We start from the raw sequence: 19002 nt of genomic DNA on the forward strand, positions 1-19002 counted from the left end.
AGAAATTATGTAATAGATACAATTAGATGGAAGGGATGCATGCCCGGTGGCATGTCCGGACTTCAAATCCGGGAGGGGCCGATAGACGGTCTTTGGTGGGTTCGACTCCCATTCTCTTCCGCCAAGAACCCCATTTGATCTACCAAGCCGCAAATATCTCCAGCAAAGCTGCTTCACAACCTCGCTGGAGATGCAGAAGAGGATCAGACGCGCTCAAGCGCGATGGCAATGCCCTGACCTACGCCAATGCACATGGTGGCAAGCGCATATTTGCCGCCATTCAGCGACAGTTCCAGCGCCGCGGTGCCAGCAATGCGCGCACCCGACATGCCAAGCGGATGACCGAGCGCAATCGCGCCGCCATTCGGATTGACGCGGCTGTCATCATCGGCAATGCCCAGCTCACGCAGCACGGCAAGGCCCTGCGAGGCGAAAGCTTCGTTCAGCTCGATCACGTCGAAAGCATCAGGTGCAATGCCGATGCGAGCGCTGAGCTTCTTGGTTGCCGGTGCCGGGCCGATGCCCATGATGCGCGGCGGCACGCCAGCCGTCGCACCGCCCACAACGCGGGCAATAGGCGTAAGGCCATATTTCTTCACCGCGGTTTCCGAAGCGACGATCAGTGCGGCAGCGCCGTCATTGACGCCCGACGCGTTGCCCGCCGTGACTGTGCCGCCTTCTCGGAAAGGCGTCGGCAGCTTGGCCAGCGCTTCGATGCTGGTGGCACGCGGATGCTCGTCCTTGTCCACGATGATCGGATCACCCTTGCGCTGCGGAATGGTAACCGCCACGATTTCCTTGGCCAGACGTCCGTTGGCCTGCGCCTCAGCGGCCTTGTTCTGGCTGCGAACGGCAAAGGCATCCTGATCGGCGCGCGAGACCTTATAGTCTTCGGCAACGTTCTCGCCGGTTTCCGGCATGGAATCGACGCCATATTGCTTCTTCATCAGCGGATTGACGAAGCGCCAGCCGATGGTGGTGTCGAAGATTTCCGCCTTGCGCGAAAAGGCGCTATCGGCCTTCGGCATGACGAAAGGCGCACGGCTCATGCTTTCCACGCCGCCCGCAATCATCAGTTCCGCTTCGCCTGCCTTAATCGCGCGTGCAGCGGCGATAACCGCATCCATACCCGAACCGCAGAGGCGGTTAATGGTGGTGCCAGAAACGCTAACCGGCAGACCAGCAAGCAGCAGCGACATGCGCGCGACATTGCGGTTGTCTTCGCCTGCCTGATTGGCCGAACCGAAGATGACGTCATCGACGGCTTCCCAATCGACGGAAGCGTTGCGCTCCATCAGAGCCTTGAGCGGCACAGCGCCAAGATCATCGGCGCGGACTGCGGAAAGCGCACCGCCATAACGACCGATGGGTGTACGGATGTAATCGCAAATATAGGCTTCGGTCATGACAGGCCTCACAATTCTGGAACAACGAGATCGGCAACAGGGCCATCGATATGTAGCTTCGCGCCGGTCATAGCCTGTAGCTCTTCCAGCGTCATCGCCGCAAGCTTTTCGCGCAGCACAAAGCGGCCCTTGTCGATGTCAACCACTGCATGGCTGGTATAGATGCGCGTGATGCAGCCGACGCCAGTCAGCGGAAAGGCGCATTTTTCGACCAGTTTCGGCTCGCCCTTCTTGGTGACATGTTCGGTGATGACCACCACCTGCTTGGCGCCATGGACAAGATCCATCGCGCCGCCGACGGCAGGCACACCCTTGGCGCCCACGCGCCAATTGGCCAGATCGCCATTCTGCGCCACCTGATAGGCACCGAGGATCGCCACATCGAGATGGCCGCCGCGCACCATGGCAAAGCTGTCGGCGTGGTGGAAGAAAGCCGCACCCGGCTTGAGCGTCACAGCCTTTTTGCCGGCATTGATGAGATCCCAGTCTTCCTCACCTTCCGGCGGTGCTTCGCCGAAATCGAGAATACCGTTCTCGGTGTGAAAGATCGCTTCGCGGCCTTCCGGCTGATAGCGTGCAACCATTTCAGGAAAGCCGATGCCAAGATTAACATAAGCGCCGTCGGCAATATCCTGCGCCGCGCGCCAGGCAATCTGGGCGTTGGAAAGCTTGATGTCCTCACGTGTATCGACGGTCATACGTAGGCCACTCCTGCCCGAATGAGTTCTTCTTCCTGCTGCGGGTTTGCCACTTCGACAATGCTGTCGACGAAGATGCCCGGCGTGATGACATTTTCCGGCTCGATGCCGCCAAGCGACACGATCTGGGATGCCTGCACGATGGTCTTGGCGGCCGCCATGCACATCAGCGGATTGAAGTTGCGCGCCGCCATACGGTAGTTGAGATTGCCGTGAATATCAGCCACATGCGCCTTGATCAGCGCAAAATCCGCCTTGAGCCAGCGCTCCTGCACGTAAGCGCGGCCGTCAAATTCTGCAATCACCTTACCATCGGCAAGCTCGGTGCCATAAGCGGTTGGCGTATAGAAAGCCGGGATACCAGCACCACCAGCACGGATGCGTTCGGCGAGCGTTCCCTGCGGAACCAGCTCAAGCTCGATTTCTCCGGCCAGATATTTGTCCGTGAAGGCGCGCGGATCGGACGAGCGCGGAAACGAACAGATCATCTTCCTGACCAGTCCCGCGTCGATCATGGCAGCGATGCCGATGCGACCGTTACCGGCATTATTGTTGATGACCGTCAGATTTTTCGACCCCTTGTCGATGAGCGCGTGAATGAGTTCAATCGGCGCGCCCGATCCACCAAACCCGCCGATCATCACGGTCGCACCATCGCCGATACCGGCAACCGCTTCCGCAAGGCTTCCTATTGTCTTGTCCATATTCTTCTCCTCAGACGACCGCAGCGCCAAAGTTGGGCCGGGCGGTGCACATGCCGAAAATCGGAAACCGTCTTTCAAAAATGCGCTCCAGATTGAATAAAACGACGCCCCCTCGACCACAATGATTTTGTGCGTTATGCTTACTTTGTTCGATAATCGCACAAATACGGAGGTTGCCCGCGTGCAGATCAAGGATCGCGACATGATGGGTGGACTGGCCAAAGGGCTGAAAGTGATTGAGGCTTTCACCTTCGATCACCCACGGCTCAGCATTTCCGATGCGGCAGAACTATCCGGCTATGACCGCGCCACGACGCGCCGCTGCCTGCTGACATTAGCCGAGCTTGGTTATTGTGCTTATGACGGCAAATATTTCACGGTGACGCCGCGCATTCTGCGGCTTGGCACCGGGTGCCTCGCCTCCATGCCACTTCCGCGTATCGTGCAGCCTTTTCTCGACCGCCTGTCGGATGAAATCCGCCAAAGCACTTCCGTCTCCATTCTTGATGAGACGGAAATTGTCTATGTCGCCCGCGCGGCGCAGCAGCGCGTCATGTCGGTGATGCTGATGCCGGGATCGCGGTTGCCCGCCTATTGCACCTCTATGGGACGGGTGCTGCTGGCTGCCCTGCCCGATGCAGAAGCGCTTGAAACGCTAAAAGCAAGCCAGCGCATCGCCCGCACGCCGCGGACCGAAACCGATCTGACGCGCATCATGGAAGAGCTGGCCCGCATCCGCGAGCAAGGCTATGCAGGCATTGATCAGGAAGTGGAAATCGGCCTGCGTTCCATGGCCGTACCGCTTACCAACTTCCACGGGAAAGTGGTTGCCGCGCTCAATGTCGGCTTGGCTTTGACCGATGAACCGATGGCCGATGTCATTGCGCGCTATCTGCCCGCGCTGAAAGCCACGCAGGCGGAAATATCCCGCACTTTGCGCTAATGGATTTCTAACAAAGACGAGCGCCGACCCGTTGCTACAGACCGGCGCTCGTTTGGCTAGCTTGCGGCGACTTCCGGCAAAGGTCTATCCACGACCATGGCATGATCCAGCACGCGTTGGAGGTTGGCGGCATGGCGGAAACTCGGCTCCAGCCCAATGCCATCAGCCACGGCGCGGGCAAAGCGCTGATAGTTCGTCTCGACGATACCAGCATCGATGTCACGCCAGACCGGCGTTTCGATATCCTCGCCGATAGAGCCGCGCAGGCTCGATCCGGTGGGTGTGTGAAGCACTTCCAGCGCGCCCTTGTCACCGTGAATGCGCAAGCGCAACTCGTTCAGATGCCCGGTTGCCCAGCGGCTGGCATGAATGACCCCCAGCGCACCGTTGGCATATTCCGCCATCATGACGAAGCTGTCATTCGCGTCGAGCACATATTCGCCGATATGGTCGTTGTCGGCCTTATCGAAGGTCTTCAGCCGTGCTGACGCCCGTTCCACGTCGCTGCCGATGGCATAGGATGCGAAATCGAGAATATGAATACCGACATCACCCAGCACGCCGTTCGACCCATGACGCGTTGAAAGACGCCAGAGCCATTTGCTCTCGGTCTTCCAGTCACCCCATGCCTTCGACACCAACCAGCTTTGCAGATAGGACGCCTCGAAATGGCGAACCTGCCCGATTTCTCCGGCGAGTACCATCTCGCGCGCCTTTTGCAAGGGCGCGACGTTGCGATAGGTCAGATTGACCATATTGACGACATTGGCCTGCTCTGCGGCGTCGGCCATTTCAGCCGCCTTTTCATAGCTTTCCGCCAACGGCTTCTCGCAAAAGACATGCTTGCCCGCCCCGACCAACGTCAGCGTGGTCGGGTGATGGATGGCGTCCGGCGTGACATTGGCGACCGCATCGAAGCGGCCCCAATCCAGCGCATCTTCAAGCCGCGTGAAGCGGTTATGAATGTCGTGGTTTTCCGAAAACGCATCGACACGTTCTGCCGACACGTCGCAGGCCGCGACAACCTCGACGCCCTCAATCGCCTTGAAGGCTTCGGCATGGTTTTTCGCCATGCCGCCAGTACCCAGAATAAGAAGACGCATCATGCACCTCAGCGATAACCGGCTTCACCAGCCTTGTGCAACTTGGGCCCGCGCTCGACAATTGGCTCCAACGCCTTTTCGACCGGAACATTCGGCGCGGTGTGGATGCCTGTCCATGCAGGCTGCGGATTGTAAGCCCATTTGACCGAATTGCGCAGAACGGTCTGCACATTGGCATCGTGATAGGTCGGGTAGGTTTCATGGCCGGGACGGAAATAGAACACGTTGCCTGCACCGCGACGCCAGGTCATGCCGGAGCGGAACACTTCACCACCCGCGAACCACGAAATAAAGACCGTTTCCAGTGGCTCCGGCACGGAGAACTGTTCGCCATACATTTCCTCATTTTCGAGGACGAAATTCTCGTCCAGCCCCTGGGCAATCGGGTGGCCACGATTGACGACCCACACGCGCTCACGCTCGCCCGCCTCACGCCATTTGAGCGCGCAGGGCGTGCCCATGACGCGCTTGAAGATTTTGGAGAAATGGCCGGAATGGAGCACGATCAGCCCCATGCCCTCGAAGACACGCTTCGCTACGCGCTCCACCACCTCATCACTGACGGCGCCGTGATCCTTGTGTCCCCACCAGACCAGCACGTCGGTCTCGGCAAGGCGCGCTTCCGGCAAGCCATGCTCCGGCTCCTGCAAGGTGGCGGTCGTAGCACTGATGCCACTGTCAGCATTCAGTGCATCGGCAATCGTGTTGTGCATGCCGTTCGGATAGACCGAACGCACCGTTTCATTGATCTGCTCGTGGATGTTCTCACCCCAGACGATTGTGCGAATAGGCACGGATATTCTCCTTGCTGCGGGCGTCGAAGCCCGGTTGTCTCATGTGTCATTGAGCTTGGGAGGTCGACGTCAAACGGCGCGGCCCTTTTCATCGAAACGATGAACATTGTCCCCTGCCGGGGAAACCGAGAGCGTCTCGCCTGATTTGCGCACCGCGACGCCGCTTTCGCGGACCACCAGCGGTTCCTCCAGGCCGAGATCGATATAAACATAGGTATCGGAACCGAGGATTTCGGTGTGGATCACCTGACCGGTCCAATGACCGCCTTCGGGAACAATGGCAAGATGCTCGGAACGCAAACCCACCGTGGGTGCACCGAAAGGCTCAGCATGTTTGCCGGTCAGGAAATTCATCTTCGGTGAACCGATGAACCCGGCGACGAAAAGCGAGTTGGGCTTTTCGTAAAGCTCAAGCGGTGTGCCGACCTGCTCCACGCGCCCATCGCGCAGCACACAGATACGATCCGCCAGTGTCATCGCCTCCACCTGATCATGTGTCACATAGATCATGGTGGTGTCTTCCATGCTCTGGTGGAGCTTGGCGATCTCAAGCCTTGTAGCCACACGTAGTGCCGCATCGAGGTTGGACAAGGGTTCGTCGAACAGGAAAACCTTCGGGTCGCGCACAATGGCCCGGCCGATGGCCACGCGCTGGCGCTGACCGCCGGAAAGCTGGCGCGGCAGGCGCTCCAGATAAGGCGTCAGCTGCAGCATCTCCGCAGCCTTGTGAATGCGGCTTTTGCATTCGTCCTTGGTCTTGCCCGCAAGCTGCATGCCGAAGGCCATATTCTCATAGACCGTCATATGCGGATAAAGCGCATAGGACTGGAACACCATGGCGATACCGCGCTTCGACGGGGTGAAGCTGTTGACCACCGTTCCATCGATGGCGAGGCTGCCCGATGAAATCTCCTCCAGTCCCGCGATCAGGCGCAGCAAGGTGGATTTGCCGCAACCGGACGGGCCGACAAAGACCATGAACTCGCCGGGGCGGATATCCATGTCGACGCCCTTGATGACATCGAAATTGCCGAAAGACTTGCGCACATCGCGCAATTGAAGTTCTGCCATGTTTTAGACTCCTAGCCCTTTACGCCACCCGCCGTCAGACCGGAGACGATCCGCCGCTGGAAGATGAGCACGAGGATGACGAGGGGAACCGTGACGACCACCGAAGCTGCCATGATGCTGCCCCAGGGAATTTCGAACTGGCTGCTGCCCGACAGAAGCGCAATGGCCACTGGCACGGTGCGCTGGCTGCCAGACGAGGTGAAGGTGAGCGCGAACAGGAACTCGTTCCATGCTGAGATAAAGGCGAGCAGACCTGTCGTCACCAATGCGGGCCACATGAGCGGCATGAACACCCGCGTTATGATGACCCAAGGCGACGCCCCGTCGACAATAGCCGCTTCTTCAATCTCCATCGGCAGATCACGCATGAAGGTGGTGAGCACCCACACCGTGAAAGGCAGCGTGAAGATCATATAGGAGAAGATCAGCGCCAGCGGCGTGTTGAAAATACCGAGGAAGCGGATCAGCTCGAACAGACCGCCCAGCACCGCAATCTGGGGAAACATCGATACCGAAAGAATAGTGAGCAGCAAAAGCCCCCGGCCCCGAAAACTCACCCGCGCCAGTGCGTAGGCTGCCGTTACTGCAAGAAGAAGCGAGAACGCGACCACAACGGTTGCAACCAGAAGCGAATTCCCGAGACTGCGCAGGAAACCGCCCTGCGTCAGCACGCTGGTATAGTTTTCAATCGAGAAATTGGTCGGCCAATAATCGACCTGGAACAGCGCCGTTCCCGATTTCACACTGGTGATGATCGCATAATAGAACGGGAATACCGCAACCAGAATGATAATCGCCACGAGGAGATAGAAGCCAGCTAACTTTATATACTGCATCTCTACTCTCCCCTGCTGGTGATGTTCACACGCCCGAAGAACATGTAGAGCAAGGTAATGCCTGCAATGATGAGGAACAGCATTGTCGATGCCGCCGCGCCATAGGCAAACTTGTCAAAATCGAACAGATTTTCACGCGCAAAGACCGACATGGTCTTTGTTTGCGCATTGTTTGGCGTCAGCACATAGATCAGATCGAAAATGCGCAGCGCATCAAGCATGCGGAAGATGATGGCCACCATCAGCGCCGGGCGGATCAGCGGCAGCGTCACCCGCCAGAACACTTTCAGCGGATGCACGCCGTCAATCTTGGCCGCTTCATAAATATCCGTCGGCACCATTTGCAGACCGGCCAGAATGAGCAGCGCCATGAAGGGTATCGTCTTCCAGACGTCAACAATCAGCACCGCAATCATCGCCGTGTCCGGATTGGCAGTCCAGGCGATCTTCTGGCTGATAAGCCCCAGATTGAGCAAGATGTGATTGAGAATGCCGAACTGATCGTTGAGCATCCAGTGCCAGATCTTGGCCGAAACAATGGTGGGGATCGCCCATGGGATCAGGATTGCTGCGCGTACCAGCCCGCGACCGGGGAAATTAGCATTGAGCACCAGCGCCACGATCAAGCCTAATATGGTTTCCAGACTGACCGAAAGCAGCGTGAACTTGATGGTGTTCCAGACGGCGCCCCACCATGCGGGGTCTGCCAGAAGGCCACGATAGACGGTGCGTCCACTCTTCAGCGTGATCCAGTTGAGATAGTTACTGAAGCCGACGAATTCTGCCGAGCCAAGATTGGTCAGCGATGCATTGGTGAGACTGAAATAGATCGTCCTGAGCAATGGCCATCCGGCCACCAGCGCCAGCACAAACAGCGTGGGGGCGAGAAAAATCCATGCAGACCGAATGCGCTGACGGCGCAAATCGGAGTGAACACGCACCCTTGGAGGCGATGCCTCCGCAATATCGAGAGAAGTCTCTGTCATGATCCAGCTCTGGTCCTGCTCAGAGGAATATCAGCGTTCGGGTTGCCCACCTTGGGGGGGCGGGGCTTGGGAGGACAACCCGAACGCGGCTTGATCGGTCCCTACCAGCCAGAACCTTCCAGCTCGGTCAGCTCGACCTCAAGCATTTCGAGATTCTCCGCAGCGGTTCCGTTGCCGGAGAGTGTCTTGTGAACCGCCGTCCAGAATTTTGACGACACTTCGTTATATTTGACCTTCGTCGCAGCCGATGGCCGCGGCACCGCGTTCTGGAAGATCGGCTTCCAATTGGCCATGAAAGGCTGCGCCGCGATGACATCCTTGTCATCGTAAAGCGCTTCAATGGTCGGCAGACGCGAAATCTCGACCGCCTGCACCTTCTGCACTTCAGGTGATGCCAGATACTTGATTAATGCAATGGCCGCATCCTGCTTGGTTGAATATTTGGACACGGCGAGGTTCCAGCCGCCGAGCGTAGACGATGGCGCATCGCCATCAGCGCCAGCAGGCAGTGGCGCCACATCGAACTTGCCCTTCACCCCGCTATCTGCGCTGTTGCCCAGCGCATAGGCATAGGGCCAGTTGCGCATGAAGACGGCATTGCCGGTCTGCCAGATACCGCGCGATTCCTCTTCCTGATAGGCAAGCGCGCCTTGCGGCGAGATTGAACCGATCCAGCCCTTGGCCCGTTCAATCGCTGCGGCTGCCTTTTCATTGTTGACCGAAATCGCACCGTCCGCTTCGACGATCTGGCCGCCGCCGGACGACTTGATCCACTCAAGCGCGTTGCAGGTCAGCCCTTCATAGGCATTGCCCTGAAAGACGAAACCCCAGAGATCGGACTTACCGTCAGCCCGTTCCTTGTCCATGATTTCCTTGGCAGTTGCCGTCATTTCATCCCAGGTCTTGGGAACCGGCTTGCTGTATTTTTCGAGAAGATCCTTGCGGTAGAACAATGCCGGCGCATCCGTGTAAAACGGCAGGGCAACCAGCTTGCCATTAACGGTCTGCGACGCAATGATCGACGCAAAATGCGTTCCCGTCACATCCTTGGTAGCCTCGGTCAGATCGACAAACTGGTCGGACAATTGCGGCGCCCAGACCACGTCGGTCTGATAGACGTCGATATCCGCATTGCCTGCGGCCAGCCACAAACGATACTGGCTGAACTGCTCGCTCGAGGACGACGGCATGGTCACGATATTGACCTTGTTGCCAGTATCCTTCTCGAACTTGACGATCTGGTCCTGCAAGAACTTGATATTGTTGCCGGTCGCATTGGCAGCAAGAGAAATCTCGACAGCCTGCGCACTGACCGTTGCAAAGCCCAATGCCAAACAGGCAGCGAGCACACCCTTTAATGGTTTCATTGTTCCCTCCTCCCATCCATTCTGTAAGCGGATTATTAAAATCGAAAACGGTTTGGATGGTAAAAAGTTGCAGAGGACCGCATTCCTGTCAAGCGACAGATTCTTACAGATCGCACGCCGCCATAACTTTCTTCGTAAATTGTATATATTTCAATTGGTTACTGGCATACCCACTTTTTCTAAAAATTCAACGCCCTCAGTGACAGCAGCAATTTCCTGCTTCATTTTGAAACAAACTTGAAAGCGGTTTGGATTTGTTGCACAATGATAATTAGTCACGCCGCCTTCGAGCGGCGAGCCGATTGTTAATCGCAAGGAAGCGGCTATAATCCGCCGCCTTGCCTGCCTTTAAACTCGACATACCAAATGAAACTTCGCGAATTTGCCAAACAACTGGGACTTTCAGCCACGACCGTCAGTCGTGCTCTAAGCGGCTATCCTGAAGTCGCCGAGAGCACGCGCAAGCGGGTGATGGGTGAAGCCGTGCGCCTTGGTTACCGCCCCAATGAAAATGCGGTGCGGCTCGCAACCGGGCGCGCCGGAGCCATCGGCGTTGTGATGGGCCGCAACAGCGAGTTTCACTTCGCCGAATTCATGCGCGGTATGGCCGAGAGGCTCGGTCAGAATGAAGTCGACATTCTTGTCAGCCCCATTTCGCACGATGGCTCGGAAGATGAGATTCAGATTTGCCGTCGTCTCGCCACCAGTCGCCGTGTCGATGCGATCATCGTATCCTCCCCAAAACCGAATGATGAGCGCATTCGCCTGCTGCATGAACTTGGCATGCCGTTTCTGGTACACGGGCGTTCGGAAACCGACATTCCGCATGCATGGCTCGACATCGACAATGAAGGCGCAGTCTGCCGCTCGACGGCTCATCTGCTCGATCTCGGCCACCGTCGCATTGCGATGATCAACGGGCGGTATGGCTTCACATTCTCACTCCATCGCGACGAAGGTTATCGCAAGGCGCTGGAAAGCAGGGGCATCCCCTTCGATCCAAAACTGGTGGAGCATGGCGATTTCACCGACGAGATCGGCTACCGCCTTGCGCTCAAGCTTCTGGAACGCACCCCGCGCCCGACAGCCTTTGTGGCTGGATCGATGATGACGGCGCTCGGGATCTATCGGGCGGCGCGGTCGCTCGGGCTGACCATCGGCAAGGACATTTCGGTCATCGCTCATGACGACGTGATCTCGTTCCTGAGCGCGGAGAATATGGTGCCGTCACTGACAGCAACACGCTCTTCCATGCGAGCGGCGGGCAAGCGCTGCGCCGACCTTCTGATGAACATGCTCGACGGGCATGCCGCCAGCGATATTCACGAACTTTGGCCCGTCGAGCTGATCCTGCGGGATTCCGCCACGCGCGCACCCGAAAAAAGCTGGTAAAAGCCAATACACAGAACACGACGCTCGAGACTTAAGTAAATCTCGCATAATCTTCGTCATGAGACTGACAGAAGATTCGATTACTTAGTCGGGAGGGCGTTGTCGGGGCCACCAACGAGGAGTATGCCATTGGCCGAAATCGAACTGAAGCTCGAAATTTCCCCTGCTGATCTTGAAAAGATCGCTCTGTCCAGTTTTCTGGGAGAACCAGCTGCGACACTGGAATTGCATTCAGTTTATTTCGACACCGGCGATTGCCGGCTTTTCGATAATGGCTTCACCTTGCGTATCCGCCGGTCCGGCGACAAGAGCATTCAGACCGTGAAAGCGACCGGCTCCAACGCATCGCTTTTCGCCAGATCCGAGTGGGAAACCCCCGCCAAGACGAGCATACCCGTTTTCGATTATAACAGCCCTCTCCTCAACCGGTTCGGTCCGATCGAGCGTGATCTCGTCGTGCAGTTTGAAGTAGCCACCAATCGCCGCATCTGGAACCTGACCGAGAGCACGACGAGCATCGAAGTGGCAGCCGATTCCGGCACCGTGATCGCGGGCGACCGACAAGCGCCATTTCATGAAATCGAGCTTGAGCTGAAAGGCGGAGAGCCGAGACAGCTTTTCGCGCTGGCCCGCAAGGTCAATGCCATTGTGCCGGTGAAGATCGGTGTTCAGTCCAAATCGGAGCGCGGCTACCGTTTGTTGTCGGCAATGCGCAGCGCAGCGAAGGCAGAAGCCATCGATCTGGAGCAACGGCTGAATGCTGGCGAGAGCTTCCGGATGATCGCGCTGTCCTGTTTCCGCCAGTTCCGGCTGAACGAAACCTTGCTGCTGCAAAGGGGCAATGCAGGCAGCCTACATCAGGCGCGCGTTGCCATGCGACGGCTGCGCTCGGCGCTATCTCTGTTCAAGCCTCTGCTCGATGAAAACGCCAAGCGATTTTCAGACGAATTCCGCTGGCTTGCCAATACGCTTGGCGAGACCCGCAATCTGGATGTGCTTTTGTTGAAGGCCACCGATGGCGAGCTGCGAGAAAAACTCGAAGCCGCACGCAAGAGCTCTTACGATGAGATTGTCGAAGCACTGGGTTCAGCCCGCAGCCGAACGCTGATGCTCGACTTCAACGAATGGCTGCTCTGCGGTGATTACGCCAAACATCCGGACTGCGAAAAGCCCGTTGAAGATTTCGCGGCAAAAGCGCTCGACCGGATGCGCAAGAAGCTTAAGCAGCACGGTCGCGATCTTTCCGGGATTGATGATGAGCACAGGCACGAGGCGCGCAAAGACGCCAAGAAACTGCGTTATGCGGCGGAATTCTTCGCGCCGCTTTTCACGGACAAGCGTGGACTGCGCCGGTATAAGAATTTCAACAAGGCCATGGAGGCCCTGCAAGACCGACTGGGCGCCCTGAACGATCTGGCGATAGGCCATGACGTTCTAAAAAAATATGGCATCGAAGAAACGCCCGAGGCTCAGAAGCTGATCTTCTATGCCGATAAGAGCCAGTTGATCGATAAGGCTCAAGCCGCTCTTGATGACGTCCTCGATGCCAAGAAATTCTGGCGTTAAGCCGGGGTCAAAACACCGCTGCCGAAGCGTCGATCACGCCCGATGATTGAAGATATTCAACGGCTTCGAAAGCTGGTTTGGCAGCGAAGAACACAAGCCCATCCATCAATGTGACATAGACCCTACGTGGCACGACATCCAGGGTTGTCGAGTCGCGATAGATGGAGAATTTCGGCAAGAAACGCGGCACTTCCCGCAGATAGGCTGCATAAGGCTCGCCGAACATGCCACCCAGGTGTTTTTCTTCCCGCCGGATGACAAACTGAAACAGCACCGCGCATCCAAGGGCGAAGATCAGTCCGACGACAACACTGCCGGATTGCAACCCGACACCGCCAGCGGCAATGGCCGAGAAGACATAAAGCGGATTGCGGCTGATGGAATAGGGTCCCTGACGAACCAGTTCCGACGACTTCTTGCCACCGATATAAAGCGTGCACCACAGTCTCCCGACAATGCCCGCGAGAATGAGGAAGAGCCCCACCACCTCGATGGTTTCGTGGGTTTCACCGATCCAGGCAGACTTTACCTGCGTCAGTGCAAGAAAAGCGAGAAGCACGGCTGCGCCAACCCAAAGGCGTCTGAAATATTGAAACTTGCTCAAGGTCATTTTTTGCAAACCTATGCCGAAAGATGTTCAAAGAGAATGGACGTGCCGAGAGCACAAAGCACCACGGCAGCTGCCACTTCGGCAAACTTGCCGAACTTGGCGCCGATTGCCTTGCCGATCATCAGCCCCATCGTGGACATGATAAATGTCGCAAAACCGATGGCCAATGAAATCGCGATGATGCCCTGCAACCCAATGCCGAGAAAGGCAAGCGACAGGCCAACAGCCATCGCATCAATGCTGGTGCCAACCGCCGTTGCCAGCAAGACGAGGAACGAACCGCCCTGAGGCGTCTCATCTGCGTCGTCATCCTTGGGCCAGATCACCGTGTAAAGCATATGAAGACCGACCGCTGACAACAAGCCGAATGCCAGCCAGTGATCGATTTGCGAAACCCAGTCGCTCGCCAGAACACCAGCCACCCAGCCGAGAAACGGGGTGATGGCTTCAACAACGCCAAAAACGATGCCAGTGCGCAAAGCCTCGGAAAGCCGGCGGCGGTTCAAGGCGGTGCCACGCCCGACAGAAACTGCAAAAGCATCGACCGACATGCTGACGGACAGAAAAAATACCGTGATGGGGGACATCATGTCTGCTCAGACGGAGGATTGGCCGGGCAACAAAGGCCATCCGTCCGTCGGCGGATGGCTGATACCACGGTCTTGCCGGGCCGTTGAACGGCTGATCACGCCACGCTTTTCAGCGATTGTGTTGACGTGATCCCACTTGATCTCAGCGCCGCCATAATGGGCCGCGCTTCGGTGGTGGCTACTCCCCGATGCGGCTTATCTATTTGCAACTGGAAAAATTGTCAAGCAATATCAATGCGTTGAATGATTATGATAAGCATTTGCAATTAGAGAAATTATGAAAGCACCACAGGACATTGATGGGTTTTTAATGTTTTGAACGGGGTGTCCGTCTCGAATTTATATGCGCCCGGTCGTAAGTTTTGCGCATCGCCACCGGTTCGATTGCGCCGGAGCGAGGGTGGGAACCCACCCGAAACGCGGAGACCACTGATTATGGCTTATGATGAACTCAAAACGAGGCTTCGTGGTGTAACAACTGCGCTTGTCACGCCGTTTCGCAATAGCGAAGTCGATTACCGCGCCTTTGCCGATCTCGTAAACTGGCAAATCGGAGAAGGCATCCATGCGCTCTCCCCCTGCGGGACCACCGGCGAAGCGCCGACATTGAACACAGCCGAAAAAATCCGTCTCATTAGAACCTGTGTCGAGGTTTCGGCCGGGCGCGTGCCGGTCATTGCCGGGACAGGAACGAATGACACGCTCTCGACAATCGCCCTGACCAGTGCCGCCGCCGCATGCGGGGCCAATGCCGCGCTTATCGTGACACCCTATTATAACCGTCCCTCGCAAGAAGGGCTTTATCGCCACTTTGAGGCAGTCGCCAACAACACCCAGATTCCGATCATTCTCTACAATGTGCCAACGCGAACCGGTGTCGACCTGTCGCTGGACACAATCGAACGGCTTTGCAAACTCCCAGCGATCGTCGGCATCAAAGACGCCACTGGCGATCTGGATCGCCCCAAGCGTCTCATTCGTCGTATGGGAAGTCGGCTTATCCAGCTTTCAGGCCATGACGCGACCTCCACGGCTTTCAATCTGGAAGGCGGTGACGGCACGATATCGGTGATCTCGAACGTGGTGCCAGCCCAAATGGTCGCTATCCACAATGCCTGCCAGCGCAACGATGGCTGTAGCGCGCGCTCACTCGCCTTTGCACTCAAGCCGCTCTTGACGGCTCTGGAGCAAGACACCAACCCAGTACCTATCAAATATGCGCTGCATCACACGCGCGGCCTGTCGCCGGATGTGCGGTTACCGCTTGTCGTGGCGAATGACGAGACCGCGGCCTCTATCCGCCGCGCGATTGCGGCGCTCGATCCCGATACGCATCCAATCGCTTTGCGTGACCCCGACGACAATAGCCGTAAGCAGCTGGCGGTCGTTCCCCGCTGACACATTCCTTGAAACGATACTTAAGGTATAACCATCATGACCAGCATCCAGAAAACTGTTATCCCCGAACAGCGAGCCAGATTTACCATCGGTCAGGACAGGCGAGGCCAATGGGTCGTTTTTGACCAACTTGGCCTGACCGGCGGATTGTTTACCGACCGCGAAACTGCGCTTCGTTTTGCGACTAGAGCTTGCCGCACCACATCAGACACGGTCTGTCTTTCATCCGGTTCTGTCGCGTCGGATGCGATCTTCGGCAAGAAATCGACGCTCTTGAGACTGGTCCGATAGGCAGCATTTTGGCCTACAGATTTCACCAAATTCGCGCCCGCATTTACCCACGCGGGCGATGCTTTCCAGATCAGCACACATCAGCCTGTTCACGCATATTGCACGTCTTCTACACCATGTCGCCTCTCATCGTCGCTGGCGTGCTGGCATGGGTGTTAACCAAGATTTTCTCACCGTCGTGAGACGGCGCCGAACGCGCCGCTTCGTTCAGGCAATCGGGCTTTGCGCCGGGCAGTAGCTTCGTAAACCGCCAATAATGATGCGTGAATCGTAAAGTGACTTTGTCAGTTTCCCCTATCATATTGTTCCCAACAAAAAACAAAGGGGAGAGATGATGAAGAAGCTCAATCACTTGCTGGTGGCGGGTATCGCAATACTGTCCGCTGCTCCGGCTCTTGCAGCCGAGGCAGAATCCTGTAAAGCGCCGAAATTTTCGGATGTCGGCTGGACCGACATCACCGCGACCACGGCGCTCGCATCGCTTTTGCTTGAAAAGGCTGGATACCAGCCCCAGACGACAATTCTCTCAGTACCAGTGACCTTCCAGTCACTGGAAAATGGCCAGATCGATATCTTCCTTGGAAACTGGATGCCGCTTCAGGAGGAAGCGCGCAAACCCTATCTCGAAGGAAAGAAGATAGAGCAGGCCGGTATCAATCTCGAAAATGCAAAGATCGGTCTTGCCGCAACGGGCAAGGATCTCGGCATCAAGACCTATGCCGACATAGCAAAATTCAAGGACCAGCTCGGCGGAAAAATCTACGGCATCGAAGCGGGCAGCAGCGCCAATGCAACGATCCAGTCGATGATCGAGAAGAACAATTTCGATCTCAAGGATTTCCAACTGGCGGAATCGAGCGAACAGGCCATGCTGTCACAGGTGCAAAACGCCGTGCGCAAGGACGAGCCGGTGGTGTTCTTCGCATGGACCCCACATCCGATGAACATTCGCTACAAGCTCACCTATCTGGAGAACGGCGATAATCTCTTTGGTCCCAATGACGGTGCCGCCACGGTCGAGACGCTGACCCGAAAGAGCTATGCAGCCGACTGCCCGAATGTGTCGCATTTTCTGTCAAAGTTGAAGTTCACGACCGAGATGGAAAGCACCATGATGAACATGATCCTCAATGACGGGATGGAAGCCAAAGATGCCGTCACGAAATGGATCAAGGAGAACCCGGCGCAGCTCGACGCGTGGCTCGACGGTTTCAATACTTTTGACGGCAAGCCAGCACTCGCTGAAGTGAAGGCCGGCCTCGGCTTGTAATATTTATTAAGCCGCGAAACTATTTTTGCCGCAACTTGCTCGGCGCCTGTCCGAAATGCCGCTTGAAAGCGCGGGAAAGCGAACTGATCGATGAAAAGCCGGTCTGTTCCGCCGTATCCGCCATTGAAAGATGCGTATCGAGGATGAGGCGTCGAGCAGCCTTGAGCCGAAGCGACAGATAGTAATTGCCCGGCGATTGCCCGATCACATTGGCAAATAGCATTTCAAGGCTGCGTGTCGAAAGCCCGAGCCGTCTGGCGATGCGCGTCACCGGGATCGGCCGGTCGATATGGCTTTCCATAATCTTGATGGCGTCAGCCAGCCGCGGCTCGCGGTTCAAAAGCCGGCCCAGCGACACCAGCGGTTGCGCATCTGAAGCCTGCCGTACCTCGTCATAAACATAGAGGCTCGCAACATCGAGCGCGATGGAATAGCCATGCCGGGCACGGATCAGCGCCAGCATCATGTCGAGCGCCGGAGCCGCACCACCTGTTGTCAGAAAAGTGCCGTCGCGTACCCAGCGGTCCGACTGCATTTCCACATCCGGGAAGCGCTGGGAGAAAGCTTCCAGATCCTCCCAATGGGTGGTGGCTTTCCTGCCATTGAGCAGCCCGGCCTTTGCCAGCACCCATGAACCCGCCTCGACACCGATCACCAATTGGGACTGCTTGGCTGCCTGGCGCAGCTGCGCAAGAAGCTTTGGGGTCGCGTGTTCCAGCGCATGAAATGCGCTGACGATAATCAGGATATCTTGCGGTGTTGCCTCGAATTTTCCGTTCACACCAATCTTCAGGCCGCTTGATGTGATGGGGTCGCTTCCATCCGGAGACACCACCCGCCACGAATAGAGCGGCCGACCCGTCACGCGGTTGGCGCCGCGCATCGGGTCAAGCGTCGCGGCCAATGACATGAGCGAACAATCCGGCAAAACCAGCAGGGTGACAGACAGTTGCTCATCGGATGGTTCAAAGATCACGTGCTTCGCTCTTCGCCAAACTAATTTCGTAAAATGATAATCTCAGCAATCTGCGACCTGTCAAGCTCGACAAAAATCGAGGGAAATCACCATGCCTTTGCAGCCCGCTCGCGAAACCTTCATCACAGCCGCCGTTACCGGCGCTGGCGCCACCACACATCGCTCCAACAAGGTGCCGATCACCCCGCGACAGATCGCGGACGCCGCGATTGAAAGCGCTGAAGCAGGCGCGGCAATCGCACATATCCATGTGCGCGATCCCGAAACGGGCGAACCATCGCGCAAGGTGGAACTGTTTCGCGAAGTGGTCGACCATATCCGGGCATCCGGCGTGGATATCGTGCTTAACCTGACCGCAGGCGTTGGCGGCGATCTTGTCTTCGGTTCAGCCGAAGCGCCTCTGCCGCCGGATGCGTCGAAGACCGATATGGCGGGCGCGACAGAGCGCCTTGCGCATATTGCAGCACTTCTGCCGGAAATCTGCACGCTTGATTGCGGCACTATGAATTTCGGCGAAGGCGACTATGTGATGACCAACACCCCTGCCATGCTGAAAGAGATGGCAGGGCAGATCCAGCGTTTGGGCGTGCGCCCGGAAATCGAGATTTTCGATACGGGTCACCTGCCATTGGCCCAATGGCTGCAACAGCAAGGCCTGCTTGACGACCCGGTGATGGTGCAATTGTGCATGGGCATTCCATGGGGCGCACCGGATGATCTCGCGACGCTGGTGTCCATCCTCCACAATCTGCCGGATAACTGGATATTCTCGGCATTTTCGATTGGCCGTAACCAGTTGCCTTATGCCGCGCTTGCGGTGCTCGCTGGCGGCAATATCCGCGTCGGCCTCGAAGACAATATCTGGCTCGAAAAGGGCGTCCTCGCCTCCAATGGCGATCTAGTGGAACGCGCCAGAAACATTGCGGTCAATATGGGGTCCAAGATACTCACGCCCGCTGAAGTTCGCGAAAAGCTCAAGCTCAAGAAGCGTTGGTGATACC

19 protein-coding genes, 1 tRNA gene and 1 riboswitch are annotated in these 19002 nt (G+C 57.0%); of the genes, 8 read left to right on the forward strand and 12 right to left on the reverse strand.

The window, feature by feature from the left end; all coding sequences use genetic code 11:
• Positions 1–28: 28 nt before the first annotated feature.
• Positions 29–124 (forward strand) — tRNA-Sec (locus tag FHW00_RS08765).
• A gap of 79 nt (positions 125–203) precedes the next feature.
• Here FHW00_RS08765 and pcaF read toward each other — a convergent pair.
• From pcaF to FHW00_RS08780, 3 genes are read right to left on the reverse strand one after another with little or no spacing between them, the layout of a single operon-like run.
• Positions 204–1406, reverse strand: coding sequence for a 3-oxoadipyl-CoA thiolase (gene pcaF, locus FHW00_RS08770; RefSeq protein ID WP_078338306.1), 1203 nt, complete (start codon positions 1404–1406; stop codon positions 204–206).
• Between the two features lie 8 nt (positions 1407–1414).
• A complete protein-coding gene (locus FHW00_RS08775; protein ID WP_078338305.1) occupies positions 1415–2104 on the reverse strand; it encodes a CoA transferase subunit B in 690 nt (229 codons plus the stop codon).
• Entirely contained in the window at positions 2101–2808 is a 708-nt protein-coding gene (locus FHW00_RS08780) for a 3-oxoacid CoA-transferase subunit A (protein WP_078338304.1), read from the reverse strand. Before FHW00_RS08780 ends, FHW00_RS08775 begins: the two co-directional genes overlap by 4 nt.
• A gap of 181 nt (positions 2809–2989) precedes the next feature.
• Here FHW00_RS08780 and FHW00_RS08785 point away from each other — a divergent pair, with 181 nt between their 5' ends.
• Complete coding sequence (locus FHW00_RS08785) at positions 2990–3751, forward strand: IclR family transcriptional regulator domain-containing protein (RefSeq protein ID WP_078338414.1); 762 nt, start codon at positions 2990–2992, stop codon at positions 3749–3751.
• A gap of 56 nt (positions 3752–3807) precedes the next feature.
• Here FHW00_RS08785 and FHW00_RS08790 read toward each other — a convergent pair whose 3' ends face one another.
• The 6 genes from FHW00_RS08790 to FHW00_RS08815 all read right to left on the reverse strand — a co-directional run bounded on the left by FHW00_RS08790 (position 3808) and on the right by FHW00_RS08815 (position 9908).
• Positions 3808–4854 carry a Gfo/Idh/MocA family protein gene (locus FHW00_RS08790; protein ID WP_078338303.1) on the reverse strand — a complete coding sequence of 349 codons (1047 nt, stop codon included), beginning with the start codon at positions 4852–4854 and terminating at the stop codon, positions 3808–3810.
• Between the two features lie 8 nt (positions 4855–4862).
• Entirely contained in the window at positions 4863–5648 is a 786-nt protein-coding gene (locus tag FHW00_RS08795) for a ThuA domain-containing protein (protein ID WP_078338302.1), read from the reverse strand.
• A gap of 69 nt (positions 5649–5717) precedes the next feature.
• Positions 5718–6719, reverse strand: coding sequence for an ABC transporter ATP-binding protein (locus FHW00_RS08800; RefSeq protein ID WP_078338301.1), 1002 nt, complete (start codon positions 6717–6719; stop codon positions 5718–5720).
• An 11-nt stretch (positions 6720–6730) separates the two neighbouring features.
• Positions 6731–7555 (reverse strand): carbohydrate ABC transporter permease, encoded by an 825-nt coding sequence (locus tag FHW00_RS08805; protein WP_078338300.1) that lies wholly within the window; start codon positions 7553–7555, stop codon positions 6731–6733.
• 2 nt (positions 7556–7557) lie between these two features.
• Entirely contained in the window at positions 7558–8541 is a 984-nt protein-coding gene (locus FHW00_RS08810) for a carbohydrate ABC transporter permease (protein WP_078338299.1), read from the reverse strand.
• 101 nt (positions 8542–8642) lie between these two features.
• Positions 8643–9908 (reverse strand): ABC transporter substrate-binding protein, encoded by a 1266-nt coding sequence (locus FHW00_RS08815; RefSeq protein ID WP_078338298.1) that lies wholly within the window; start codon positions 9906–9908, stop codon positions 8643–8645.
• A 366-nt stretch (positions 9909–10274) separates the two neighbouring features.
• Between FHW00_RS08815 and FHW00_RS08820 the strand changes: the two genes are divergently transcribed.
• Together FHW00_RS08820 and FHW00_RS08825 are read left to right on the forward strand one after the other, a co-directional pair.
• Complete coding sequence (locus FHW00_RS08820; RefSeq protein ID WP_078338297.1) at positions 10275–11300, forward strand: substrate-binding domain-containing protein; 1026 nt, start codon at positions 10275–10277, stop codon at positions 11298–11300.
• Positions 11301–11423: 123 nt separating this feature from the next.
• Positions 11424–12866, forward strand: a complete 1443-nt coding sequence (locus FHW00_RS08825; protein ID WP_078338296.1) for a CYTH and CHAD domain-containing protein — start codon at positions 11424–11426, stop codon at positions 12864–12866.
• Positions 12867–12873: 7 nt separating this feature from the next.
• On the opposite strand, the gene FHW00_RS08830 is transcribed toward FHW00_RS08825, so the two are convergent.
• Positions 12874–13476 (reverse strand): methyltransferase family protein, encoded by a 603-nt coding sequence (locus FHW00_RS08830; RefSeq protein ID WP_078338295.1) that lies wholly within the window; start codon positions 13474–13476, stop codon positions 12874–12876.
• An 11-nt stretch (positions 13477–13487) separates the two neighbouring features.
• A complete protein-coding gene (locus tag FHW00_RS08835) occupies positions 13488–14066 on the reverse strand; it encodes a manganese efflux pump MntP (protein WP_445557911.1) in 579 nt (192 codons plus the stop codon).
• A gap of 77 nt (positions 14067–14143) precedes the next feature.
• Positions 14144–14265: riboswitch (yybP-ykoY riboswitch) on the reverse strand.
• Between the two features lie 236 nt (positions 14266–14501).
• Here FHW00_RS08835 and dapA point away from each other — a divergent pair.
• The 3 genes from dapA (at position 14502) to choX (ending at position 17025) form a co-directional block, all read left to right on the forward strand.
• A complete protein-coding gene (dapA, locus tag FHW00_RS08840) occupies positions 14502–15464 on the forward strand; it encodes a 4-hydroxy-tetrahydrodipicolinate synthase (protein WP_078338294.1) in 963 nt (320 codons plus the stop codon).
• A gap of 36 nt (positions 15465–15500) precedes the next feature.
• On the forward strand, positions 15501–15755 hold the full coding sequence (locus FHW00_RS08845) for a hypothetical protein (protein WP_139364361.1): 255 nt from the start codon (positions 15501–15503) through the stop codon (positions 15753–15755).
• A 334-nt stretch (positions 15756–16089) separates the two neighbouring features.
• Entirely contained in the window at positions 16090–17025 is a 936-nt protein-coding gene (gene choX / locus FHW00_RS08850) for a choline ABC transporter substrate-binding protein (RefSeq protein WP_078338292.1), read from the forward strand.
• Positions 17026–17044: 19 nt separating this feature from the next.
• Here the strand turns inward: choX and FHW00_RS08855 are convergent, their stop codons facing one another.
• Positions 17045–18001, reverse strand: coding sequence for a GlxA family transcriptional regulator (locus tag FHW00_RS08855; protein ID WP_182514644.1), 957 nt, complete (start codon positions 17999–18001; stop codon positions 17045–17047).
• A gap of 91 nt (positions 18002–18092) precedes the next feature.
• On the opposite strand from FHW00_RS08855, the gene FHW00_RS08860 reads away from it, so the two are divergent.
• Positions 18093–18998 carry a BKACE family enzyme gene (locus FHW00_RS08860; protein WP_078338291.1) on the forward strand — a complete coding sequence of 302 codons (906 nt, stop codon included), beginning with the start codon at positions 18093–18095 and terminating at the stop codon, positions 18996–18998.
• Positions 18999–19002: the final 4 nt, after the last annotated feature.

The organism is Ochrobactrum sp. P6BSIII (assembly GCF_014138065.1).
Lineage (GTDB): Bacteria > Pseudomonadota > Alphaproteobacteria > Rhizobiales > Rhizobiaceae > Brucella.